At 59.0% G+C, this 17994-nt stretch carries 17 protein-coding genes; 1 reads left to right on the top strand and 16 read right to left on the bottom strand.

From position 1 onward, the window contains the following. Positions 1-9 precede the first annotated feature (9 nt). The 5 genes from lpxK to A3709_RS02705 form a co-directional block, all read right to left on the bottom strand. Entirely contained in the window at positions 10-984 is a 975-nt protein-coding gene (gene lpxK / locus A3709_RS02725) for a tetraacyldisaccharide 4'-kinase (RefSeq protein ID WP_066049723.1), read from the bottom strand. Continuing rightward, positions 984-2825: a lipid A export permease/ATP-binding protein MsbA gene (msbA, locus tag A3709_RS02720; protein WP_066049721.1), complete on the bottom strand. Its 1842-nt coding sequence runs from the start codon at positions 2823-2825 to the stop codon at positions 984-986. The genes lpxK and msbA overlap by 1 nt, the downstream gene beginning before the upstream one ends. Continuing rightward, positions 2818-3252: a biopolymer transporter ExbD gene (locus A3709_RS02715; RefSeq protein ID WP_066049718.1), complete on the bottom strand. Its 435-nt coding sequence runs from the start codon at positions 3250-3252 to the stop codon at positions 2818-2820. Before A3709_RS02715 ends, msbA begins: the two co-directional genes overlap by 8 nt. After that, positions 3249-3872, bottom strand: coding sequence for a MotA/TolQ/ExbB proton channel family protein (locus A3709_RS02710; protein ID WP_066049715.1), 624 nt, complete (start codon positions 3870-3872; stop codon positions 3249-3251). Before A3709_RS02710 ends, A3709_RS02715 begins: the two co-directional genes overlap by 4 nt. Before the next feature lie 73 nt (positions 3873-3945). Continuing rightward, entirely contained in the window at positions 3946-6201 is a 2256-nt protein-coding gene (locus tag A3709_RS02705; RefSeq protein WP_066049712.1) for a DNA internalization-related competence protein ComEC/Rec2, read from the bottom strand. Between the two features lie 133 nt (positions 6202-6334). On the opposite strand from A3709_RS02705, the gene A3709_RS02700 reads away from it, so the two are divergent. Then, on the top strand, positions 6335-6862 hold the full coding sequence (locus tag A3709_RS02700; protein ID WP_066049709.1) for a DUF2062 domain-containing protein: 528 nt from the start codon (positions 6335-6337) through the stop codon (positions 6860-6862). Here the strand turns inward: A3709_RS02700 and A3709_RS02695 are convergent. The 11 genes from A3709_RS02695 to A3709_RS02645 form a co-directional block, all read right to left on the bottom strand. Beyond that, complete coding sequence (locus A3709_RS02695) at positions 6855-8099, bottom strand: lipoprotein-releasing ABC transporter permease subunit (protein ID WP_066049705.1); 1245 nt, start codon at positions 8097-8099, stop codon at positions 6855-6857. The genes A3709_RS02700 and A3709_RS02695 overlap by 8 nt on opposite strands. After that, entirely contained in the window at positions 8096-8776 is a 681-nt protein-coding gene (locus tag A3709_RS02690; protein WP_066049702.1) for an ABC transporter ATP-binding protein, read from the bottom strand. The genes A3709_RS02695 and A3709_RS02690 overlap by 4 nt, the downstream gene beginning before the upstream one ends. Continuing rightward, positions 8769-10028: a lipoprotein-releasing ABC transporter permease subunit gene (locus A3709_RS02685; RefSeq protein WP_066049699.1), complete on the bottom strand. Its 1260-nt coding sequence runs from the start codon at positions 10026-10028 to the stop codon at positions 8769-8771. The genes A3709_RS02690 and A3709_RS02685 overlap by 8 nt, the downstream gene beginning before the upstream one ends. Before the next feature lie 14 nt (positions 10029-10042). Beyond that, entirely contained in the window at positions 10043-10279 is a 237-nt protein-coding gene (nqrM, locus tag A3709_RS02680) for a (Na+)-NQR maturation NqrM (RefSeq protein ID WP_066049696.1), read from the bottom strand. A gap of 19 nt (positions 10280-10298) precedes the next feature. Next, entirely contained in the window at positions 10299-11366 is a 1068-nt protein-coding gene (locus A3709_RS02675; protein WP_066049694.1) for an FAD:protein FMN transferase, read from the bottom strand. Further along, positions 11350-12570 carry an NADH:ubiquinone reductase (Na(+)-transporting) subunit F gene (gene nqrF, locus A3709_RS02670; protein ID WP_066049691.1) on the bottom strand — a complete coding sequence of 407 codons (1221 nt, stop codon included), beginning with the start codon at positions 12568-12570 and terminating at the stop codon, positions 11350-11352. The genes A3709_RS02675 and nqrF overlap by 17 nt, the downstream gene beginning before the upstream one ends. Before the next feature lie 15 nt (positions 12571-12585). Further along, complete coding sequence (gene nqrE / locus A3709_RS02665; RefSeq protein WP_066049686.1) at positions 12586-13194, bottom strand: NADH:ubiquinone reductase (Na(+)-transporting) subunit E; 609 nt, start codon at positions 13192-13194, stop codon at positions 12586-12588. Beyond that, on the bottom strand, positions 13195-13857 hold the full coding sequence (locus tag A3709_RS02660; RefSeq protein ID WP_066049682.1) for an NADH:ubiquinone reductase (Na(+)-transporting) subunit D: 663 nt from the start codon (positions 13855-13857) through the stop codon (positions 13195-13197). It lies immediately after the preceding gene. A 2-nt stretch (positions 13858-13859) separates the two neighbouring features. Then, entirely contained in the window at positions 13860-14630 is a 771-nt protein-coding gene (locus A3709_RS02655) for a Na(+)-translocating NADH-quinone reductase subunit C (protein WP_066049679.1), read from the bottom strand. Then, the gene (locus A3709_RS02650; protein WP_066049676.1) at positions 14623-15816 is read right to left on the bottom strand and encodes an NADH:ubiquinone reductase (Na(+)-transporting) subunit B; all 1194 of its coding nucleotides are present in this window, start codon (positions 15814-15816) and stop codon (positions 14623-14625) included. The genes A3709_RS02655 and A3709_RS02650 overlap by 8 nt, the downstream gene beginning before the upstream one ends. A 3-nt stretch (positions 15817-15819) precedes the next feature. Beyond that, positions 15820-17163 (bottom strand): Na(+)-translocating NADH-quinone reductase subunit A, encoded by a 1344-nt coding sequence (locus tag A3709_RS02645; RefSeq protein ID WP_066049674.1) that lies wholly within the window; start codon positions 17161-17163, stop codon positions 15820-15822. Positions 17164-17994: the final 831 nt, after the last annotated feature.

Below are 17994 nucleotides of genomic sequence, written 5' to 3'. Positions count from 1 at the left end.
GTTGTTGGCTTAGCGCTGGGCGAGTTCGGCGACGCGCTCTATGAGGGACTGCGGCAGCACCGCATCAATACGGAGGAACCAGGCATCATCCCCAGCCAGCGACGCGCATTTTACCGCGTCTTTCTCGGTCATGAGAACGGTCTGCCCCTCAAGGGAGGCAAAGTCTTCGGCGGAGTAGTCGTGATGATCAGGGAAAACCGTCTGTGCGGCGGCAATCGACAAGTCGGTCAGCGTGTCGAAAAACTGCTGCGGCTGGCCAATACCCGCAATCGCCGCTAACGTGGCCGCGTCAACAAAACTGTCGAGGGGGCGCATGGCCCCGCTGCTGACATTCACCCAGCACTGCGGCTGGTAGGTCACCGACGAATCGCTGACGTCGCCGCCGCGATAGATGACCCGGTCCACCGTTTTCAGACGCGACTGTGGCTCGCGCAGCGGCCCGGCGGGCAGACAGAAACCATTGCCCAGGCCACGCTCTGCATCGATGACGGCAATTTCCAGGTCCCGGGCCATGGCATAGTGTTGCAAGCCATCATCACTGATAACCACATCAATATCGGCGTTCGCCAGCAGGGCCTTGATCGCCTCGGCGCGCCGCGGAGCCACCACCACCGGTACGCCAGTACGGCGATAAATTAACAGCGGTTCGTCACCGCAATCACTAGCATTGGAAGACAGGGAGACCTGGTGTGGAAATGCGGAGATATGGGCGGTGGCACCGTAACCACGACTGACCACGCCGGGGCGCAGGCCGCGTTGCTTGAGCGCTTCAACCAGCGCAATCACCACCGGCGTCTTTCCCGTACCGCCCACCGTGATATTGCCGACGATAACCAAGGGCCGGTCGCAACGATAGGCGCGAATCAGGCCACGTCCATAGGCGCCGCGACGCAGGGCGGTGAGAATACGATACAGCCATTCCAGTGGGCGCAACAGCCAGAGCCAGACGGCACCGCGGTACCAGGCTGCCTCCAGAGTACCCATCAGTCTGCAAACTCCTGGTGATACAGCTGTGCGTAAATGCCCCCTGCCGCCAGCAACTCCTGGTGGGTTCCCACGGCGGTAATCTCGCCGCTGTCCATCACCACGATGCGGTCGGCGCGCTCCACAGTCGACAGGCGATGGGCAATAATAATGGTGGTACGGTCTTCCATGATGCCGTCCAGCGACTTCTGGATCCGGTGTTCCGATTCATTGTCCAGCGCCGAGGTAGCCTCATCGAGAACAATAATCGGGGCATCTTTGAGAATTGCCCTGGCGATCGCCAGGCGCTGGCGCTGGCCGCCGCTGAGGCCGCCGCCATCATCACCGAGCATGGTATTGACACCCTCAGGCATGCGTTCAATAAAGTCGCTCGCATACGCAGAATCGAGCGCGGCCATGACCTCGGCCTCGCCCTTCTCAGCCAGTGTCCCGTAGGCGATATTGTTGTAAACGGTGTCGTGAAACAGGGTCACATTCTGCGACACCATGGCGATCTGATCGCGCAGGTTCGCCAGCTGATAGTCGCTGAGTTCTCTGCCATCGAGGGTAATAGCACCACTGGCGGGGTCATAAAAGCGCATCAGCAATTGCACCAGCGTACTCTTGCCACTGCCCGAGCGGCCGACTAACGCGACGGTCTCACCGGCATGAATGGCCAGTGAAAAATCCCGCAGCACCGGTGCATCACTGCCAGGATAGGCAAAACTCAAGTCTGTAAATTCAATGTCGCCGCGCGCTCTGTCGGTGCGATAGCTGCTACTGTCAGGCTCACCGGGCTGATCCAGTTGCGCGAAGATATCCTCGGCGGCGGCAAGACCGCGCTGTACCATGGCCTGCACGCCACTGAGAGAGCGTATCGGTTTGCCCAACTGCCCTGCTGCGGTGAGAAACGCCACCAATTTACCGCCACTGAAGTCGGTCAGAATTCGTGGATCCAGCGCAAACCAGACCAACGCGCCCAGGGCGACCGCCAACAGGGTTTGAATCACCGGTGTGCTGGCGGCATCCACCAGCGCCAGTTTGAGGCTCTGGGTGCGGTTGTAGGCCGAGGCTTTATGGAACCGGCCGGACTGTTGCTCCTGCCCGCCGAAGATACGCACTTCCTTGTAGGCGCCAATGCTTTCATTGGAGACCTGGGTCACGTCGCCCATGGAGGACTGAATGCGCCGGCTGTAGCGCCGGAAATACTTGCCCACGACGACCACGACGCCCGCGATAAAGGGCGCCACCAGGAAGAACACCAGGGTGAGGCGCCAGTTGAGATACAGCATGTAGGTCAGCAGGCCAATCACCAGCAGACCCTCGCGAACAATAATCTTCAGGGCCTTGGTGACAGCCCCGGACACCTGTTCGACGTTAAAGGTAATCTTAGAAATCAAAACACCCTGGTTGTGGGCATCGTAGTAGGCACTGGGCGCCACGAGCATTTTGTCGAACAACTGGCAGCGCAATTCATGGATCAGATTGCGCGCCACATGATTCATGAAATACGTGCCGACGAAAAAGCCCATGGCTCGCAGAAACGCGATGGCCACCAGAAACACCGGGAATGCCACCCGGGTAAATTCCAGCGTATCCATGCCCGGCTCGTAAAAAAGACGGTAGGCAAATCCGGACACAATACCGCTGTCCACTGCCTCGTCGTTATTCAGCGCATCGAGCAGGAATTGCATCATGTCCGCAAATAGTACGCTGCCCAGTGAGTAGACGATGTAGCCCACCAGGCTGAAGGCAAAGACCCACCAGTAAGGCACGATGTAGCGCAGCAGGCGGCCATAAAGCTGCCAGTCGCTCATCTCTCCGCGGCGCGGAATACCGGGATGGCGGGACTTGCTACCCATCGCTGCGCGGAGCCCCTGCCGGCTGGCGGGTGGTGATACTCAGGTGTACAAAGCCCATTTGACCGGCAGCGTCCATGGCCCGCACCACATCCTCATGGGCGGCCTGGGCATCGGCGGTAATAATCATGGGCATGGTCGTATCCCCGGCAGATATCTTGTATATCGCAGCCTGCAGTGTTCGCATGCTGTTGTCTACCAGGCCTTGGCCATTGACACGATAGGTGCCGCCTTCATCGATCAGAATTTCGATCTCTTCCTCGACGACTTCCTTGATCTCGCCCTTGGCCTCAGGGAGATCAATACTCAGTGACGTCTCGCGGGTAAAGCTGGTAGACACCATGAAAAAAATGAGCAACAGAAAGACAACGTCGATAAGCGGCGTCAGGTTGACGTTGACGTCGTCCAGACGTTGGCGGCGAAATTTCAACGGTTCTCTTCCGCGTTGTCTTCGCTGTGCAGAGCATCCACCAACTTGATGGTCTCCTGCTCCAGCTCGACCACAATCGCATCGATCTTGCCGATGAAGTAGCGGTGCATAGCCAGCGCAGGAATCGCCACGGTCAGTCCCGCAGCGGTAGTAATCAGTGCCTCGGAGATTCCGCCGGCCAGCACACTGGCATTGCCAGTGCCCTGGGCCATGATCTCGGCAAACACTTTAATCATACCCACCACGGTGCCCAGCAGGCCTAGCAGCGGTGCAATGGCTGCGATCGTACCGAGGGTATTGAGGTAGCGTTCAAGGTCGTGCACCACGTGGGATGCCGCTTCCTCGATGCTCTCCTTCATCACCTCACGGCCGTGATAGGCATTGCCCAGACCCGCGGCCAGAATACGCCCCAGAGGCGATGACTGCTTCAGCGCCTTGAGCCGGTTGGCATCCATTTCACCCGCCTTGAGCTGCTTCCAGACCATGGCCAGCAGATGCGGAGGCGCGATTTTTTTCGGGTTAAGGGTATAGAGTCGTTCGATACAGATAGCCAGCGCGACGACTGAACTCAACACAATGAGTATCATCAGCCAACCGCCAGCGGTCAAAAGTTCCAGCACAGGGACATCTCGACAGTAAATTCGGTGGTTCCATTATACGCATAGGCCATATTCCGGCGGTACTGGTGAAATCTCACAACCTCCAGTTTTCCGGATATTTCCGATGCGCGCGAATCTGCCACTGATTCGATGTCGACAGTTCCAGTTCCAGGGCGCCGTGACGGGCAGTAGCCAGCGCGACGACGCCCTGGGCCTGCAGCCGCCGCAATACCACCGGCGCAGGGTGCCCAAAACGATTGCCATAGCCGTAGCTCAACAGTGCCAGGTCCGGATCGACCCGATTCAGCCAGGACTGCGACGTGGACGTGGCGCTGCCGTGATGTCCGACCAACAATACCTCTGCACTCAGAGCCGCGCCCCAGTAGCGAATCAGTTCGCGCTCCATGGCCGACTCGATATCACCGGCGAGCAGAATTCGCTGCCCGCGGACGTCGATCAGCAACACACAGGAGCGGTTGTTGCTGCTGCCCCAGGCTGCGCCGGGAGCCAGAAACTGAAACACAATATCATCTGCCCAGCGCCACCGCTGCCCGGCGCGGCAGACATCGTGCCCGGCGCTATGCAGGCCACCGTACCAGGTTCGGGCCGGTGCCATGGCAGCAGCCACGGCCTGATGACCGGCGGCGTGATCAAGATCGCCATGACTGATCACCAGCGTATCCAGTGTACGAATACCGCTGGCCCGCAAATAGGGAATCACCACCCGCTGGGCCTGATTAGGTCCCTCAGGGTCGCCACCGCCGGTGTCGTATAACAGCGCCCTGCCTGCGGCCATAAACACCACCGCCGTGCCTTGCCCGACATCCAATAGCGCCAGGACCGGGGGCACTGGTGGACGCGGTGCGAGAAACAGGGGCACGACAATGGCAAGGCTGAGTATCCGCCTGACGCGCCCACCTGGCACAACGGCAGCGACCAGACCAAATACCGACAACGCTATCGCAGGCGCCGACGGTGTCAGCGCAACAAACCCGCGCTCCAACTCCAGGCCCTGGCTCCACTGCATCACAACTTGCAACGGCGCGGCAGCCCATTGCCACAACATTGCGCCCCACCCTGTCGCTCCGAGCAACACCGCTGCACTGCCAGCCAGCGCCAGGGGCACCAGAAAAAAGGTAAAAAACGGTATCGAGAGAAAATTGACCGGCGCGGCAATCGCACTCGCACCACCAAACCAGATGGCACCCAGCGGCAACATAACCAGGCTCATATAGGCGTGCACCGACGACCAGCGCTGCCAGGCATATGCGTGCCGGGACCATCCCCCCAGCCATAGCAGCGCTGCCACAGCGCCAAACGACAGCGTCAGCGCGCTGCCGAACACTGCCAGGGGATTGGCCGCCAACACCAGTACCAGCGCCAACAGCACCTGCCACGGTGTTACCCGACGAGCCGTCACTACAGCAATGACCGCGATAGCAATCATCAGGAAAGCCCTGGTGGTGGCCATTGAAAAGCCTGCCAAAGCGGTGTAAAAGCCACTAAATACCAGTGCCAACAGTGCCCCGCAATAGCGAGGATTGACAGGCCAGAAGGCTGCTAGCCAGCGCGCCAGCAGCGCCCCCAGCAACCAGCCGAGGCCAGCCACCATGCCCACATGAAGGCCGGAGATCACCAGTAAATGGTTGATACCCAGATGTTGCAGCATCACCCAGAGACGATGACGAATGCCGCTCTTGTCAGCCACCGTAATCGCCTGCATTACAGCGGATGCCATACCAGGCGCCAGCGCCGCTGTCACTGCCGCGCTCAAGCGGGCGCGCAACCGGTGATGGCTACTGCGCCAGGGGCGATTCCACTGCGGGGCTCGCTGCGCATACTGACCACTGCTGCCAACCCCATGAATACGACTGTGGGCATACCACCGTGCGAAGTCGCCCGNCCCCGGATTCACCTGACCGCGGGGTGGACGTAACCGCACCCTGAACCGCCAGCCCTGCCCCGGCGCTATCACCTCTGGGCCGTAATAGGTAATCAACAATTTGCGGGGTGCGTCACAGGCAAGTGGCGCCAGCCTGCCTACTTCAAACTCAAAGCGCTGGCTATCGCTGCCGGTATAGCCGCGCTGTCGGCGCGGCAGTGACACGACGGTGCCCTCAACCAATACCGGCACACGAGTACAGGACACCGGAAGTTTGGCAGACAACCAAAAGCCACTGTGCATGAGGCTGCAGGCCGCGGCCAACGCGGCGAACAATGCTGCTACAGACAACATGGTCCGACGGCGCAGCCACCAGGCCAGCATCAACAGCAGCAATGCAACCGCGGCCAGGTAGCCGAGATGCGGCACAAAGGGCGCGGGCACGATGCCGGCAACGAATCCGGACATCGCCGTACGCATATAGAGAACCGCGACAGGAGCAGGCATAATATCGGGGCGCAAAAACGGGGGTCCGACTTTCATGCGTGCAGTAGAGCACGGCAGAATTGGCACCTGAACACCGATTCCGACCACCAGAGATATGCCAAAGGATACGCTTAAATCTATTACACCCAGCCCTGAACGGATACGCTCCATCAAGTCGCTGCGGGTTCTGGGTGACTGGGTGTACGCCACCAACCTGTGGCATATCAATCGTTATTCTTCGGCAATGGCGTTCTTTGTCGGCCTGTTTGTGGCCTTTATGCCCGTCCCCGGGCAAATGCTGATAGCGGCATGCCTGGCCGTGCTATTGCGCTGCAACCTACCACTGTCTGTGGGCCTGGTGTGGATTACCAATCCGGTGACCATGCCGGCGATTTTTTATCTGGCCTACAAGGTGGGCGCAATGATTATCGACGTCCCCATGCAGCCCATTGAGTTTGAATTGAGCTTTTACTGGCTCTCAACCAGCACCCGCGCAATCTGGTTACCGTTTCTCACCGGGTGTTTTATCTGCGGTCTGTTTTTCGGATCGGTGGGGTACTTTGTGATCAGTATTCTGTGGCGAATGCGCGTGGCACGCATGTGGCGCGAACGCAAAAAACGTCGCCAGGCAAAACTCAGCTAAGCTCCTGGCTCAACACCGCCGCCGGCGCTAGGCGCGCGGCGCGTATCGCCGGGTAAATGGCAGCGACCAGGCACATCACCAATGCAATCCCGGCAACAGCGGCCACATCCCGCCAGAGCAAATCCACCGGCACAAAAGATACCGGGTACACGTCAGTATCGAGGAACTGCGTTCCCAGGGCCGCTTCCAGCGCGCTGACAAAGCCGGGCACCAGCTGACTGCCGAGCACACCCAGCGAACTGCCCAGCGCCACACCGACCAGGCCGATCATGGCCCCCTGCAATACAAAGATCCAGGCAATATCGCCACCCGAAGCACCGAGGGTACGCAGGATGGCAATATTGTCGCGCTTATCGAACACCACCAGCACCAGCGAGGAGACGACGTTAAATGCCGCCACGGCAATGATTGAGAACAACAGGATACTCACGAGGTCCCGGGACAACTGGATTGCTGCGTAAAGGTTGCCGTGAGTCATCTTCCAATGGGTTGCGTAGTGGCCCACTGGCAACTGGTTGACCAATTCCCAGGCCAATCGCGAACTGGAGAACACATCCGAGGTCACCACCCGCAGGCCACTCACTGCATCACCCAACCCGGCAAGCGTCGATGCCTTGTCGAGATGCAACAGGGCCATGGCCTCGTCCAGCTCGGTACCGGTAGCGATAACACCGGCGAGATACAGCGATTCGAAACGGGTGCGCCCCGTATCACCGGTCAACCCGCCGCCGGGCACAATAAGCGTCACCATATCGCCGGCGGCCACACCGAGGCGGCGAGCAATTCCCACGCCAAGGACAAGACCGTCATCGCGCGCAGCAAAGGCGGAAAACTGTTCGTCATCCAAGGACTCGAGCAGGCGTCGGGTCGCGGGTGAGTCCATTGGCAAACCAATGCCCTGGGCAGTCTCAATCTCGTTCCCGCGCATAAATAGCGCATCGAACTGACTGAACGGCGCCACCTCCCGCACCTGCGGATGCTGCTCAAGCGACAGCGAAAGGTCCGGCCAGTCATCCATGGGTTCGTGCGAATACACAGTAATGTGAGGCACCAGAGACAAAATACGCTCGCGCATTTCCCGATCGAAACCGTTCATAACGCTCAGCACAATAATCAGCAATGCAATCGCAAGCACCAGGCCAAGCATCGACAGCGAAGAGAGAAACGTGGACAAGTGCCCCTGGCCGAAGGCAAACGTGTAGCGACGTGCCACCCTGCCCCGGTCGGCCCAATTCACTGGCGCGCCTCGAGTACGCCGCCGCGCAGCTCCAGGGTGCGGTGCATATGGGCAGCGATCTCAGGGTCATGGGTAACCACAATAAACGCGGCACTGGACTCGCCGAGTTCGTCGATCAGCGCCAGTACCTGGGCGGCGGATTCCGGGTCGAGATTACCCGTGGGCTCATCCATCAACACACAATCCGGCGATGTCACCAGTGCCCGGGCAATGGCCACCCGTTGTCGCTCGCCGCCGGACAGCTGCCCGGGGCGGTGGCGAAGACGGTGCTGGAGACCGACGCGGGTCAATATTTCCTCGGCAGCTGCAGCACTGTCGCGGCGCGACACCCCCGCGATGAGAAGCGGCATTGCGACATTTTCCTGGGCATCAAATTCCGGCAACAAATGGTGGAACTGATACACAAAGCCCAGCTGCTGATTGCGCACTGCGCACAACTGCGCCTCGCTTAGGGCAGCCATGTCCTGCCCACCGAGCACCACCCGCCCTGCCGTGGGATGATCCAGGCCACCGAGCAGGTTCAATAGCGTAGACTTGCCGGAGCCGGAGGCACCGACCACGGCGATTTTTTCACCGGGCATCAGTGTGAGTTCAACACCATCGAGCACCCGCACCACCTTGTCTCCATCGGCGTAGTCACGCACCAGCGATTCGCAGCACAATACCGGCTCACTCATAGCGCAGTACCTCTGCAGGCGCCACTTTGGCGGCCCGCCATGCGGGATAAATCGTCGCCAGCAGGCTCAGTGCGAGCGAAGCAAGCGTCACCATAAGCACGTCACCCGGCATTAATACCGAGGGCAACTCACTGATGAAATACACAGAGGGATCGAACAATTTCACTCCGAACAGGTTTTCAATAAAGAGGGTAATCGCGGAAATATTGGTAGCCAACAATACGCCGATGATTGCGCCTGCGGTAATACCCACCAGCGCAAGTCCCAGCCCATGGGCGACAAAAATAGCCATGACGCCGCTGGCCCGGGCGCCCATGGTACGGAGCACCGCAATGTCGCGACGTTTCTCAGCCACCGACATCACCAGGGTGGAGACGATGTTGAAGGCCGCCACGGCTACCACACTGAGCAACAGCAGGCTGACCATAACTTTCTCCATTTTTACCGCGCGAAACAATGAGCCCTGGGTCTGGCTCCAGTCCTGCAACTGGTAACCCTCAGGCAGCTGATCTGCCAGCTGGGCGATAGTCTGCGGCGCCGAAATCAGATCGGCGGTTTTNAGCTGCAGGCCCTCGACAGAACGCCGCGGGCCCAGCAGCTTTTGTCCGGCAGCCAGGCCCACGTAGGCCTGAAACGTGTCAGGCTGGGCGCCCACTTCAAACAAACCCACGACAGTAAGCCGCTTGCTGCGGGGAAATACACCCAGGGGCGTCATGGTTAAGCGCGGCACGGTGACTTCCACACTGTCCCCAACTCTGACGCCGAGCATACGCGCCAGCGATCCGCCCAACACCACGCTGAAACTATCGTCTGCCAGCGCCGCAAGCTCGCCCTGCACCATCGCCTGTGAAGCCCGTGACACGCGCTGTTCATACGCGGGATCAATGGCGGTGAGCACAGCGCCACGCAGCGAGCGGCCGCTGGCGAGGATCACCTTTTCAGAAATATAGGGGGAATAGGCATCAATGCCCGGGGCCTGCAGCAGTTGATCACCCAGGGCCTGCCAGTCGGAAACACCGTCCGGCGCAGACACATAACCGTGAGGCACCAGCGACAAGATACGCCCGCGCAGTTCGCCGGCAAACCCATTCATCACCGACAATACGGTGATCAGGCTGGCGACACCGAGCACCATGCCGAGCATGGACACCAGAGAAATGACGGCTGTGAAACGGCTGCGTTTGCGGCTAAAGCTGTAGCGCAGGCCGATAAATGGGGCGTAGTTAGCGATCGAGCCGCCAGGCTTAGTCAAAGCGGCTTATTCCGTTACTCGCGGTCGGCAGGATAGTACAGGCCCGGGTTGGCCTTGCCGACTTCACCCTCCCGGGTCTCTTCATCGCAGCGCCGTGGGTCGCCGCCACAAATATCACAGGAGGTATCGATACCCAGCGCACCCATGCCACCGCAGGAGCCTTTAATCGGCCCACGTCCAGCGATCACACCTACCGCCATCGCAGCAATCACGATACCTATAAACAGGGTTGTAATGATAAAAATTGCCATCTGTCTCTCCCGGCGCCAACTACTCGGTTGCGCCTATTGAGCCGAGGTAGGGAGCAAATGCCTCTGTATGGCTGTCTGCTAAACCCTCGCCCTCGCGCTGAATAAAATATACCGCCAAACCGGCCGACTCCGCCACTGCCATCGCTTCTTCGGCACCCAGCACGGTGAGCGCGGTGGCCCAGGCATCCGCCATCATGCAACTGGGGTGAATCACAGTAACTGAGACCAGTTCATGGGCAACCGGCTGACCGGTGCGCGGATCAATGCTGTGCGAGTAACGCACGCCATCCGCCTCAAAGTAATTCCGGTAATCTCCGGACGTGGCAATCGCCACATCGCGCAATGCAATCGCCTGGGCAATCGACCTGGCGCCTACCTCCGGCTGCTCGATCGCAATGCGCCAGGCGTCTCCGCGAGGCGACAGACCGCCGACCCGCATCTCACCGCCAATTTCCACCAGATAGTCTTCGATGCCGGTCGCCTGCAGCAAGCGCGCGACCTCATCCACGGCAAATCCCTTGGCGATGGAGGAGAAATCCAGATAGAGATCGGCCTGCTTGCGCACACTGCGCAGCTCACCATCGACGCGCAGTTTGTCCTGCCCTACCCGCGTCATCACCAAGTCGATGGCGGCAGCATCAGGCGCAGCATCGATACGTTCACCGGGGCCAAACCCCCACAGGTTAACCAGCGGGCCGACGGTAACATCGTAAGCGCCATTACTCTGCCAGTGAATCGCCATAGCGGCCGACAGCACCAGGTAGAAATCTTCAGACACATCGAACCAGGCATCCACGGGCGCCTGGTTGAAACGGCTGATTTCCGACTCTGCCCGATAGGTAGACATGCTGTCGTTAACCGACTCAAGCACCACTTCGATATCGCGCTGCAGTTGCGCCGTGTCGATGTTGGCGTCGTCGCCGGGGGTCGCTGTCACGTGCCAGGTAGTGCCCATCGTTGCGCCGGTCAGCTTAAACGACTGCGCCTGATCGGCGCAGCCCACCAGCAGCAGTGCGGCGAAAGCCGCACCCAACACAGCAAAAAGCCACTCCTTGGAGTGGCTTTTGGGATTATCCGCCGAAGTCATCAAGCAGGATATTCTCGGGCTCGACACCCAGATCCGTCAGCATCTGGATGACCGCCGCATTCATCATCGGCGGCCCGCACATATAGTACTCACAGTCTTCAGGTGCGGGGTGGTCCTTCAGGTATTCTTCATACAATACGTTGTGAATGAAGCCTGTCAGGCCGTCCCAGTTGTCCTCGGGCTGCGGATCAGAAAGCGCCACGTGCCAGTCGAAGTTCTCGTTCTCGGCTGCGAGGGTGTCGTAGTCTTCCACGTAGAACATTTCACGCAGGGAGCGCGCACCGTACCAGAAGGAGATCTTACGCTTGCTGTTCAAACGCTTGAGTTGGTCGAAGATATGGGAGCGCATTGGCGCCATACCCGCTCCGCCACCAATGAAGACCATCTCGGCATCGGTATCCTTGGCGAAGAATTCACCGAAGGGACCGTATACGTTCACCTTGTCACCCGGCTTCAGGTTAAATACCCAGGATGACATCTGGCCGGGAGGAATGCCTTCGCTGCCGGGAGGCGGCGTGGCGATACGGATGTTGAATTTAACAACGCCCTTCTCTTCCGGATAGTTGGCCATGGAGTAGGCGCGGATCACGTCTTCCTTCACGATGGATTCGTGCTTGAAGAAGTTGAAGTGCTCCCAGTCACCACGGTATTCCTCTTCGATATCGAAATCGGAGTACTTCACGTGGTGCGCGGGACATTCCAGCTGCACGTAACCGCCGGCGCGGAAGTCCACGTTCTCGCCCTCGGGGAGCTTCAGGGTAAGCTCTTTAATGAAGGTCGCCACATTGGGGTTGGACTCAACGGTACATTCCCACTGCTTCACGCCGAAGACTTCTTCTTCGACTTCGATCTTCATGTCCTGCTTCACAGCCACCTGACAGCTCAGACGCCAGCCTTCCGCTTCATCGCGCTTGGTGAAGTGCGATTCTTCGGTGGGCAGCATAGAGCCGCCACCGTCGTTGATAATGCACTTACACTGGGCACAGGTACCGCCGCCGCCACAGGCAGAGGGCAGGAACAGGCCAGATTCAGACAAGGTCTGCAGCAGCTTGCCGCCGGCGGGAACCGTAATGGTCTTCTCGCCGTTAATCTCGATATTGACGTCGCCGGTGCTCACCAGGGAATTGCGCGCCACAAGAATGACGGCCACCAGGGCCAGCACGATGGCGGTGAACATAACTACGCCGAAAATAATTGTATCCATTGTCGCCGCTACTCCTTACAGATCGATGCCGCCGAAGGACATGAAGCCCAGGGACATCAGACCAACGATAATGAAAGTAATACCCAGGCCCTGCAGACCGTCGGGCACATCGGAGTACTTCAGTTTCTCGCGGATACCGGCCAGGGCAACAATGGCCAGGGCCCAGCCCACGCCGGCGCCTGCGCCGAAGACCAGCGATTCGCTGAAGTTGTAGTCCCGCTCAACCATGAAGAGCGATGCACCGAGGATGGCACAGTTCACGGTAATCAGCGGCAGGAATACACCGAGCGCGTTGTACAGCGCAGGTACATACTTATCCAGGAACATCTCCAGGATCTGTACCATCGCCGCGATTACGCCAATGTAGCTGAGCAGGCCCAGGAAGCTCAGGTCGAGCTCGGGGTAACCGGCCCATGCCAGAGCGCCTTCCGCCAGCAGGGAGTTATAGATCAGGTTGTTCACCGGCACGGTAATGGTCAGTACAACCACCACCGCTACGCCCAGGCCAAAGGCCGCCTGGATCTTTTTGGATACCGCCAGGAAGGTACACATGCCCAGGAAGGATGCCAGGGCCATGTTCTCGATAAAGATCGAGCGGATAAACAGGCTCAGGTAATGTTCCATTTACACGCCCTCCCGCGCAACAGTGTGTTTCGCCATCTTGAAGTCGGGCTCCTCAACCTGGTCCTTCTGTGCAGAGCGCAGAATCCAGATGAACATGCCGATCAGGAAGAAGGCACTTGGAGGCAACAGCAGCAGGCCGTTGGGGTTGTACCAGCCACCCTCGGTGACCAGCGGCAGAATCTCGATGCCGAACAGTTTGCCCGCACCGAACAGCTCACGTACCACCGCGACTGCGATCAGCACCACGGAGTAACCCAGACCATTGCCGATGCCGTCGATAAAGCTAGGCAGCGGCGGGTTCTTCATGGCGAAGGCCTCGGCGCGACCCATGACGATACAGTTGGTAATGATCAGGCCGACAAACACCGACAACTGCTTGCTGATGTCATAGGCGACGGCTTTCAGTGTCAGGTCTACCGAAATTACCAGCGAGGCAATAATGATCATCTGCACGATGATACGAATGCTGCCGGGAATGTGGTTGCGGATGAGAGAAACACCCAGGTTAGAGAACGCACACACCGAAGTCAGTGCGATACACATGACCAGGGTTACCTGCAACGACGACGTTACCGCCAGGGCGCTACAAACACCCAGCACCTGCAGCGCGATGGGGTTGTTCTTGAAAATTGGGGTTGAGAGTGTGTCTTTAACAGAATCCACGATCAGGCCTCCCCGGATTTCAGGTTACTAAGAAAGGGCATAAAGCCTTCGGGGCCCAGCCAGTACTTGACCAGGTTGTCCAGGCCGCGGGTTGTCAGGGTGGCACCGGCCAGGCCGTCCACCATGAAATCGGCACCTTCCGCGCCGGGATCAACTGCGCCTTTTACGATCGTCAGGGCGACTTCGCCATCGGCAAACATCTGCTTGCCCGGCCACAGGCCTTTCCAGCGGGGATTGTCGACTTCACCGCCGAGTCCGGGTGTTTCCTTGTGCTCGTAAAAGCCAAGGCCTGCAACCGTATTCATGTCGCCCTCGAGCGCCACAAAACCGTACAGAGTGCCCCACAGGCCGTAACCGCGGATGGGCAGGATGATTTTGTCCAGACCGTTCTCGTCCTCGACCATGTAGACCAGCGCAAAGTGCTCACGGCGCAGGATCTTGGCGGGGTCGTCACTGCTGCTCAACTTGTCGGACAGCGCCGGGTCTTTAATCGACTTGCGCTGGTTGAAGCTGGCCGCATCCACCTCATCGGTGAACTGGCCGGTGCGCAGATCGACCGCACGAGTAGTGATGGATTCGAACTGCTCGTCAATGCTGCGACCCTCTTCGAGGATGCCCGCAGCGGCGAGAATATTCTTCTTCCTGTCGAGCTCGGCGTTTGCCACCTGCGCGGGCTTGAGCATTACCGCAGCTGTGGACACAACAACCGAACAGACGATACAGAGGGAGAACGCGACAATCAGCGTTTTCTTGATGCTGTCGTTACTAGACACGAGCAAGTCTCCTCTTGATATTGGCCTGGACCACGAAGTGATCCATCAGGGGCGCAAACAGGTTGGCGAACAGAATCGCCAGCATGATGCCCTCGGGGAAGGCCGGGTTTACAACGCGGATCAGTACGGTCATCGCACCGATCAGAATGCCGAAGGCCCACTTGCCAGTGTTGGTCATGGCCCCTGACACGGGGTCAGTGGCCATAAAGAACATACCGAAAGCAAAGCCACCAGTCACAAGGTGCCAGTACCAGGGCATGGCGAATGCGGGGTTGGAATCGGAACCGACAATGTTGAACAGGGTCGACAGTGCGACCATACCCACCATGACGCCAGCCACAATACGCCAGGAAGCGATGCGAGCAATCAGCAACGCGGCACCGCCAATCGCAATGGCCAGCGTGGATACTTCACCAATCGAGCCGGGAATGCGGCCGATAAAGGCATCCATCCAGGTGAACTGTGACTGCAGTACGGACATGCCGTCAGCAGCGACGATCGACAGCGGCGTCGCCGCAGTGTAACCATCCACAGCTACCCAGACCGCGTCGCCGGACATCTGAGCGGGGTACGCAAAATATAGGAACGCACGGCCGGTCAAAGCGGGGTTGAGGAAGTTCTTACCCGTACCGCCGAACACTTCCTTGCCGATAACGACACCGAAGCTAATGCCCAGGGCCACCTGCCACAGGGGCACATCGGGGGGACAGATCAAGGCGAACAGAACCGAGGTCACGAAGAAGCCTTCATTAACCTCATGGCCGCGCTTCATGGCAAACAGTACTTCCCAGAAGCCACCGACCACAAATGTGACGGCATATATTGGCAGGAAGAACACGGCGCCATACCAGAAGCAGTGCCACAGGCTGGTCGCGTCATAACCACCGAGCAGTTCGATGAGCCAGCCGCGCCAACCTTCTACTGCCATGCCGGCTTCCATAACACCCGTCGCCTGGAAACCCAGGTTGTACATGCCGTAGAACATGGCCGGGAATGTGGCGAACCAAACGGTAATCATTATGCGCTTGAGGTCAATGCCGTCGCGCACGTGGGCGGTGGACTTGGTCACACTGCCCGGGGAATAGAAAATAGTATCTACCGCTTCGTAGAGAGCATACCAGTTTTGGTACTTACCGCCCTCGGTGAAGTGATGTTCCATGTCGTCAAGAGTCTTGCGCAATCCCACGACTTAGCCCTCCTTCTCAATGCGGGTCAGGTTATCCCGCAGGATAGGACCGTACTCGTACTTGCCTGCGCAGACATAGGTGCACAGGGCCAGATCTTCCTCTTCCAGTTCCAGGCAACCGAGGGCCTGGGCTGTTTCGGTGTCGCCGACAATCAGCGAGCGCAGCAGCTGGGTGGGAAGAATATCCAGCGGCATGATGTTTTCGTACTGCCCCACCGGCACCATGGCACGCTCGGAGCCGTTGGTGTTAGTAGTCATGGGCAGTGGCTTCACACCAAAGAAGCTGGACAGGTAAATGCCCAGACTGGAGTGGCGGCTGGCACCGGGGCTCAGCCAACCCATGAAGTCGCGCTGGCGACCTTCGAGCAGCACGCTGACCTGGTTGTGGTAACGACCAAGGTAAGAAGTGCCGGTAGCAACACCGCGACCGCCGAGTACGGAGCCGGAGATGATGCGGTTCTCGCCCTCTTTCACTTCACCGGCACACAGCGCCTGCAGGTCTACACCCAGACGCGTCTTCACCAGACGGGGGTTCTCTACCTGGGGGCCGGCCAACGAAATCACGCGGTCGGTGTATAGCTTTCCGTCGAGGAACAGGCGGCCAATGGCGATCACGTCCTGGTAGCCAACCTGCCACACGGTTTTGCCGTTGCTGGCGCCTTCCAGGAAATGGATGTGGGTGCCTGCCAGGCCAGCCGGGTGCGGGCCGTCGAACTGGGCATACTGAACCTTGCCAGACTTGCCCAGCGGAATGGACACGTCAGCGGCAGCGCAGACGTATACCTTGCCGTTGGTCAGCTTGGCCAACAGATCCTGACCGAGCGTAAATGCTTCGACCTGGGTATCAATGATCACCGCGGGATCAGCAGCGAGTGGCTGGGTATCCATGGCTGTGACAAAAATGGCAGCGGCTTCGCTGTCTACTTCGGGAACCTTGCTGAACGGGCGAGTGCGCAGTGCTGTCCACTGGCCGCTCTCAATCAGCTTGGCGCGCACGGCGGCGGCGTCAAGGTTGGCGGCATCAGCCGCGCTGGAAGCACCGAAATCTTCTGCATCGTCACCGTCAACGTCAATCACTACCGACTGCAGTACGCGCTTGGCGCCGCGGTTGACAGCTGAGACGACACCGGAAGCCGGTGCGGTGTAGCGCACGCCTTCGGTCTTTTTGTCAGTGAACAGAACCTGGCCGAGTTTCACCCGGTCACCCTCTTTCACCTCCATGGTGGGCTTCATACCGACGTAGTCGAAGCCTACCAGCGCGACGGCGCGGGCTGCAGGTGCATCTTCAATAACTTGCTGGGGAGCTCCCTGGATAGGGATATCCATGCCCCGCTTGATCTTGATCATACGATCTGCCTACGAATCTAGTGTGTGGATAGGCTGAGACAGCATTTGAAAAACCTAGTAATCACAAGGGTTTGCAGCATCGCGATACTGCCGGAAAGCGCCATCTTGCATGAACGTTTTCCGCCACCTGTCTCTGAGCCGCGCGCATTATAGGGGAAGAGCCCTGAAAAGGCCACTCACTCTGAGCCAGTTCTTTGATTCTGCTGCGTTTTTTCTCTTGGTGTTCGACCAATGTCTAGTACGACTTTTGGGCGGTCATAAGTCGCCTTGTATCGGCTTGAGGCCTCCATACCAACCTTGGCATTTCTGGCTAGCCGCCGCCATGCTGGCCTAAGCCCTTCTCGTCCCGGCGCATGGTTTGCTCCAGAGACTGCGGCCGTGGCGCAACTCGGGGTGGGATTGCTGCGCAATCATCAAGCACCCCTCAAACACTCACTGCGGAAAGCCCTTCGCCTCTTCCGCAAACCATGAACGCGCCGGAATATGACGAGAAGGACATAGGCCTGCATGGCGGCTTGGAGTGGTTCTATGGATTTAAACGGCTATGGGGCTATGGCTTGCGGGCTGCGGGGCTGCGGGGCTGCAGGGCTGCAGGGCTGCGGGGCTGCGGGGCTGCGGGACGAAAGATAGCAAACGGGAATAGAACTCTAGGAGGTCTGAAAAGGCTGCATGCCCTTCTGAAATCGTCGGGAGGCATGGATGCCGGACGCCGAAGCGCGCCATGGATGGCCCTGAAGCGGTTTCAGAAGGGCATGCAGCCTTTTCAGGCCGGTTTCGCTATGACCCATCCATACAAATGCCTGACCAGTAAACCAATAGGACGAAGAAAGC

Source organism: Halioglobus sp. HI00S01, from assembly GCF_001635445.1.
Lineage (GTDB): Bacteria > Pseudomonadota > Gammaproteobacteria > Pseudomonadales > Halieaceae > Halioglobus > Halioglobus japonicus.
The sequence above is the reverse complement of the archived record's forward strand: the minus strand, read 5'-3'. Positions and strand labels throughout refer to the sequence as shown.

Excerpts from the sequence above, each read along its gene's own strand:
- lpxK (WP_066049723.1), bottom strand. The coding sequence starts at position 984 with ATGGGTACTCTGGAGGCAGCCTGGTACCGCGGTGCCGTCTGGCTCTGG.
- msbA (WP_066049721.1), bottom strand. The coding sequence starts at position 2,825 with ATGGGTAGCAAGTCCCGCCATCCCGGTATTCCGCGCCGCGGAGAGATG.
- A3709_RS02700 (WP_066049709.1), top strand. The coding sequence starts at position 6,335 with ATGCCAAAGGATACGCTTAAATCTATTACACCCAGCCCTGAACGGATA.
- A3709_RS02690 (WP_066049702.1), bottom strand. The coding sequence starts at position 8,776 with ATGAGTGAGCCGGTATTGTGCTGCGAATCGCTGGTGCGTGACTACGCC.
- nqrM (WP_066049696.1), bottom strand. The coding sequence starts at position 10,279 with ATGGCAATTTTTATCATTACAACCCTGTTTATAGGTATCGTGATTGCT.
- A3709_RS02675 (WP_066049694.1), bottom strand. The coding sequence starts at position 11,366 with ATGACTTCGGCGGATAATCCCAAAAGCCACTCCAAGGAGTGGCTTTTT.
- nqrF (WP_066049691.1), bottom strand. The coding sequence starts at position 12,570 with ATGGATACAATTATTTTCGGCGTAGTTATGTTCACCGCCATCGTGCTG.
- nqrE (WP_066049686.1), bottom strand. The coding sequence starts at position 13,194 with ATGGAACATTACCTGAGCCTGTTTATCCGCTCGATCTTTATCGAGAAC.
- A3709_RS02645 (WP_066049674.1), bottom strand. The coding sequence starts at position 17,163 with ATGATCAAGATCAAGCGGGGCATGGATATCCCTATCCAGGGAGCTCCC.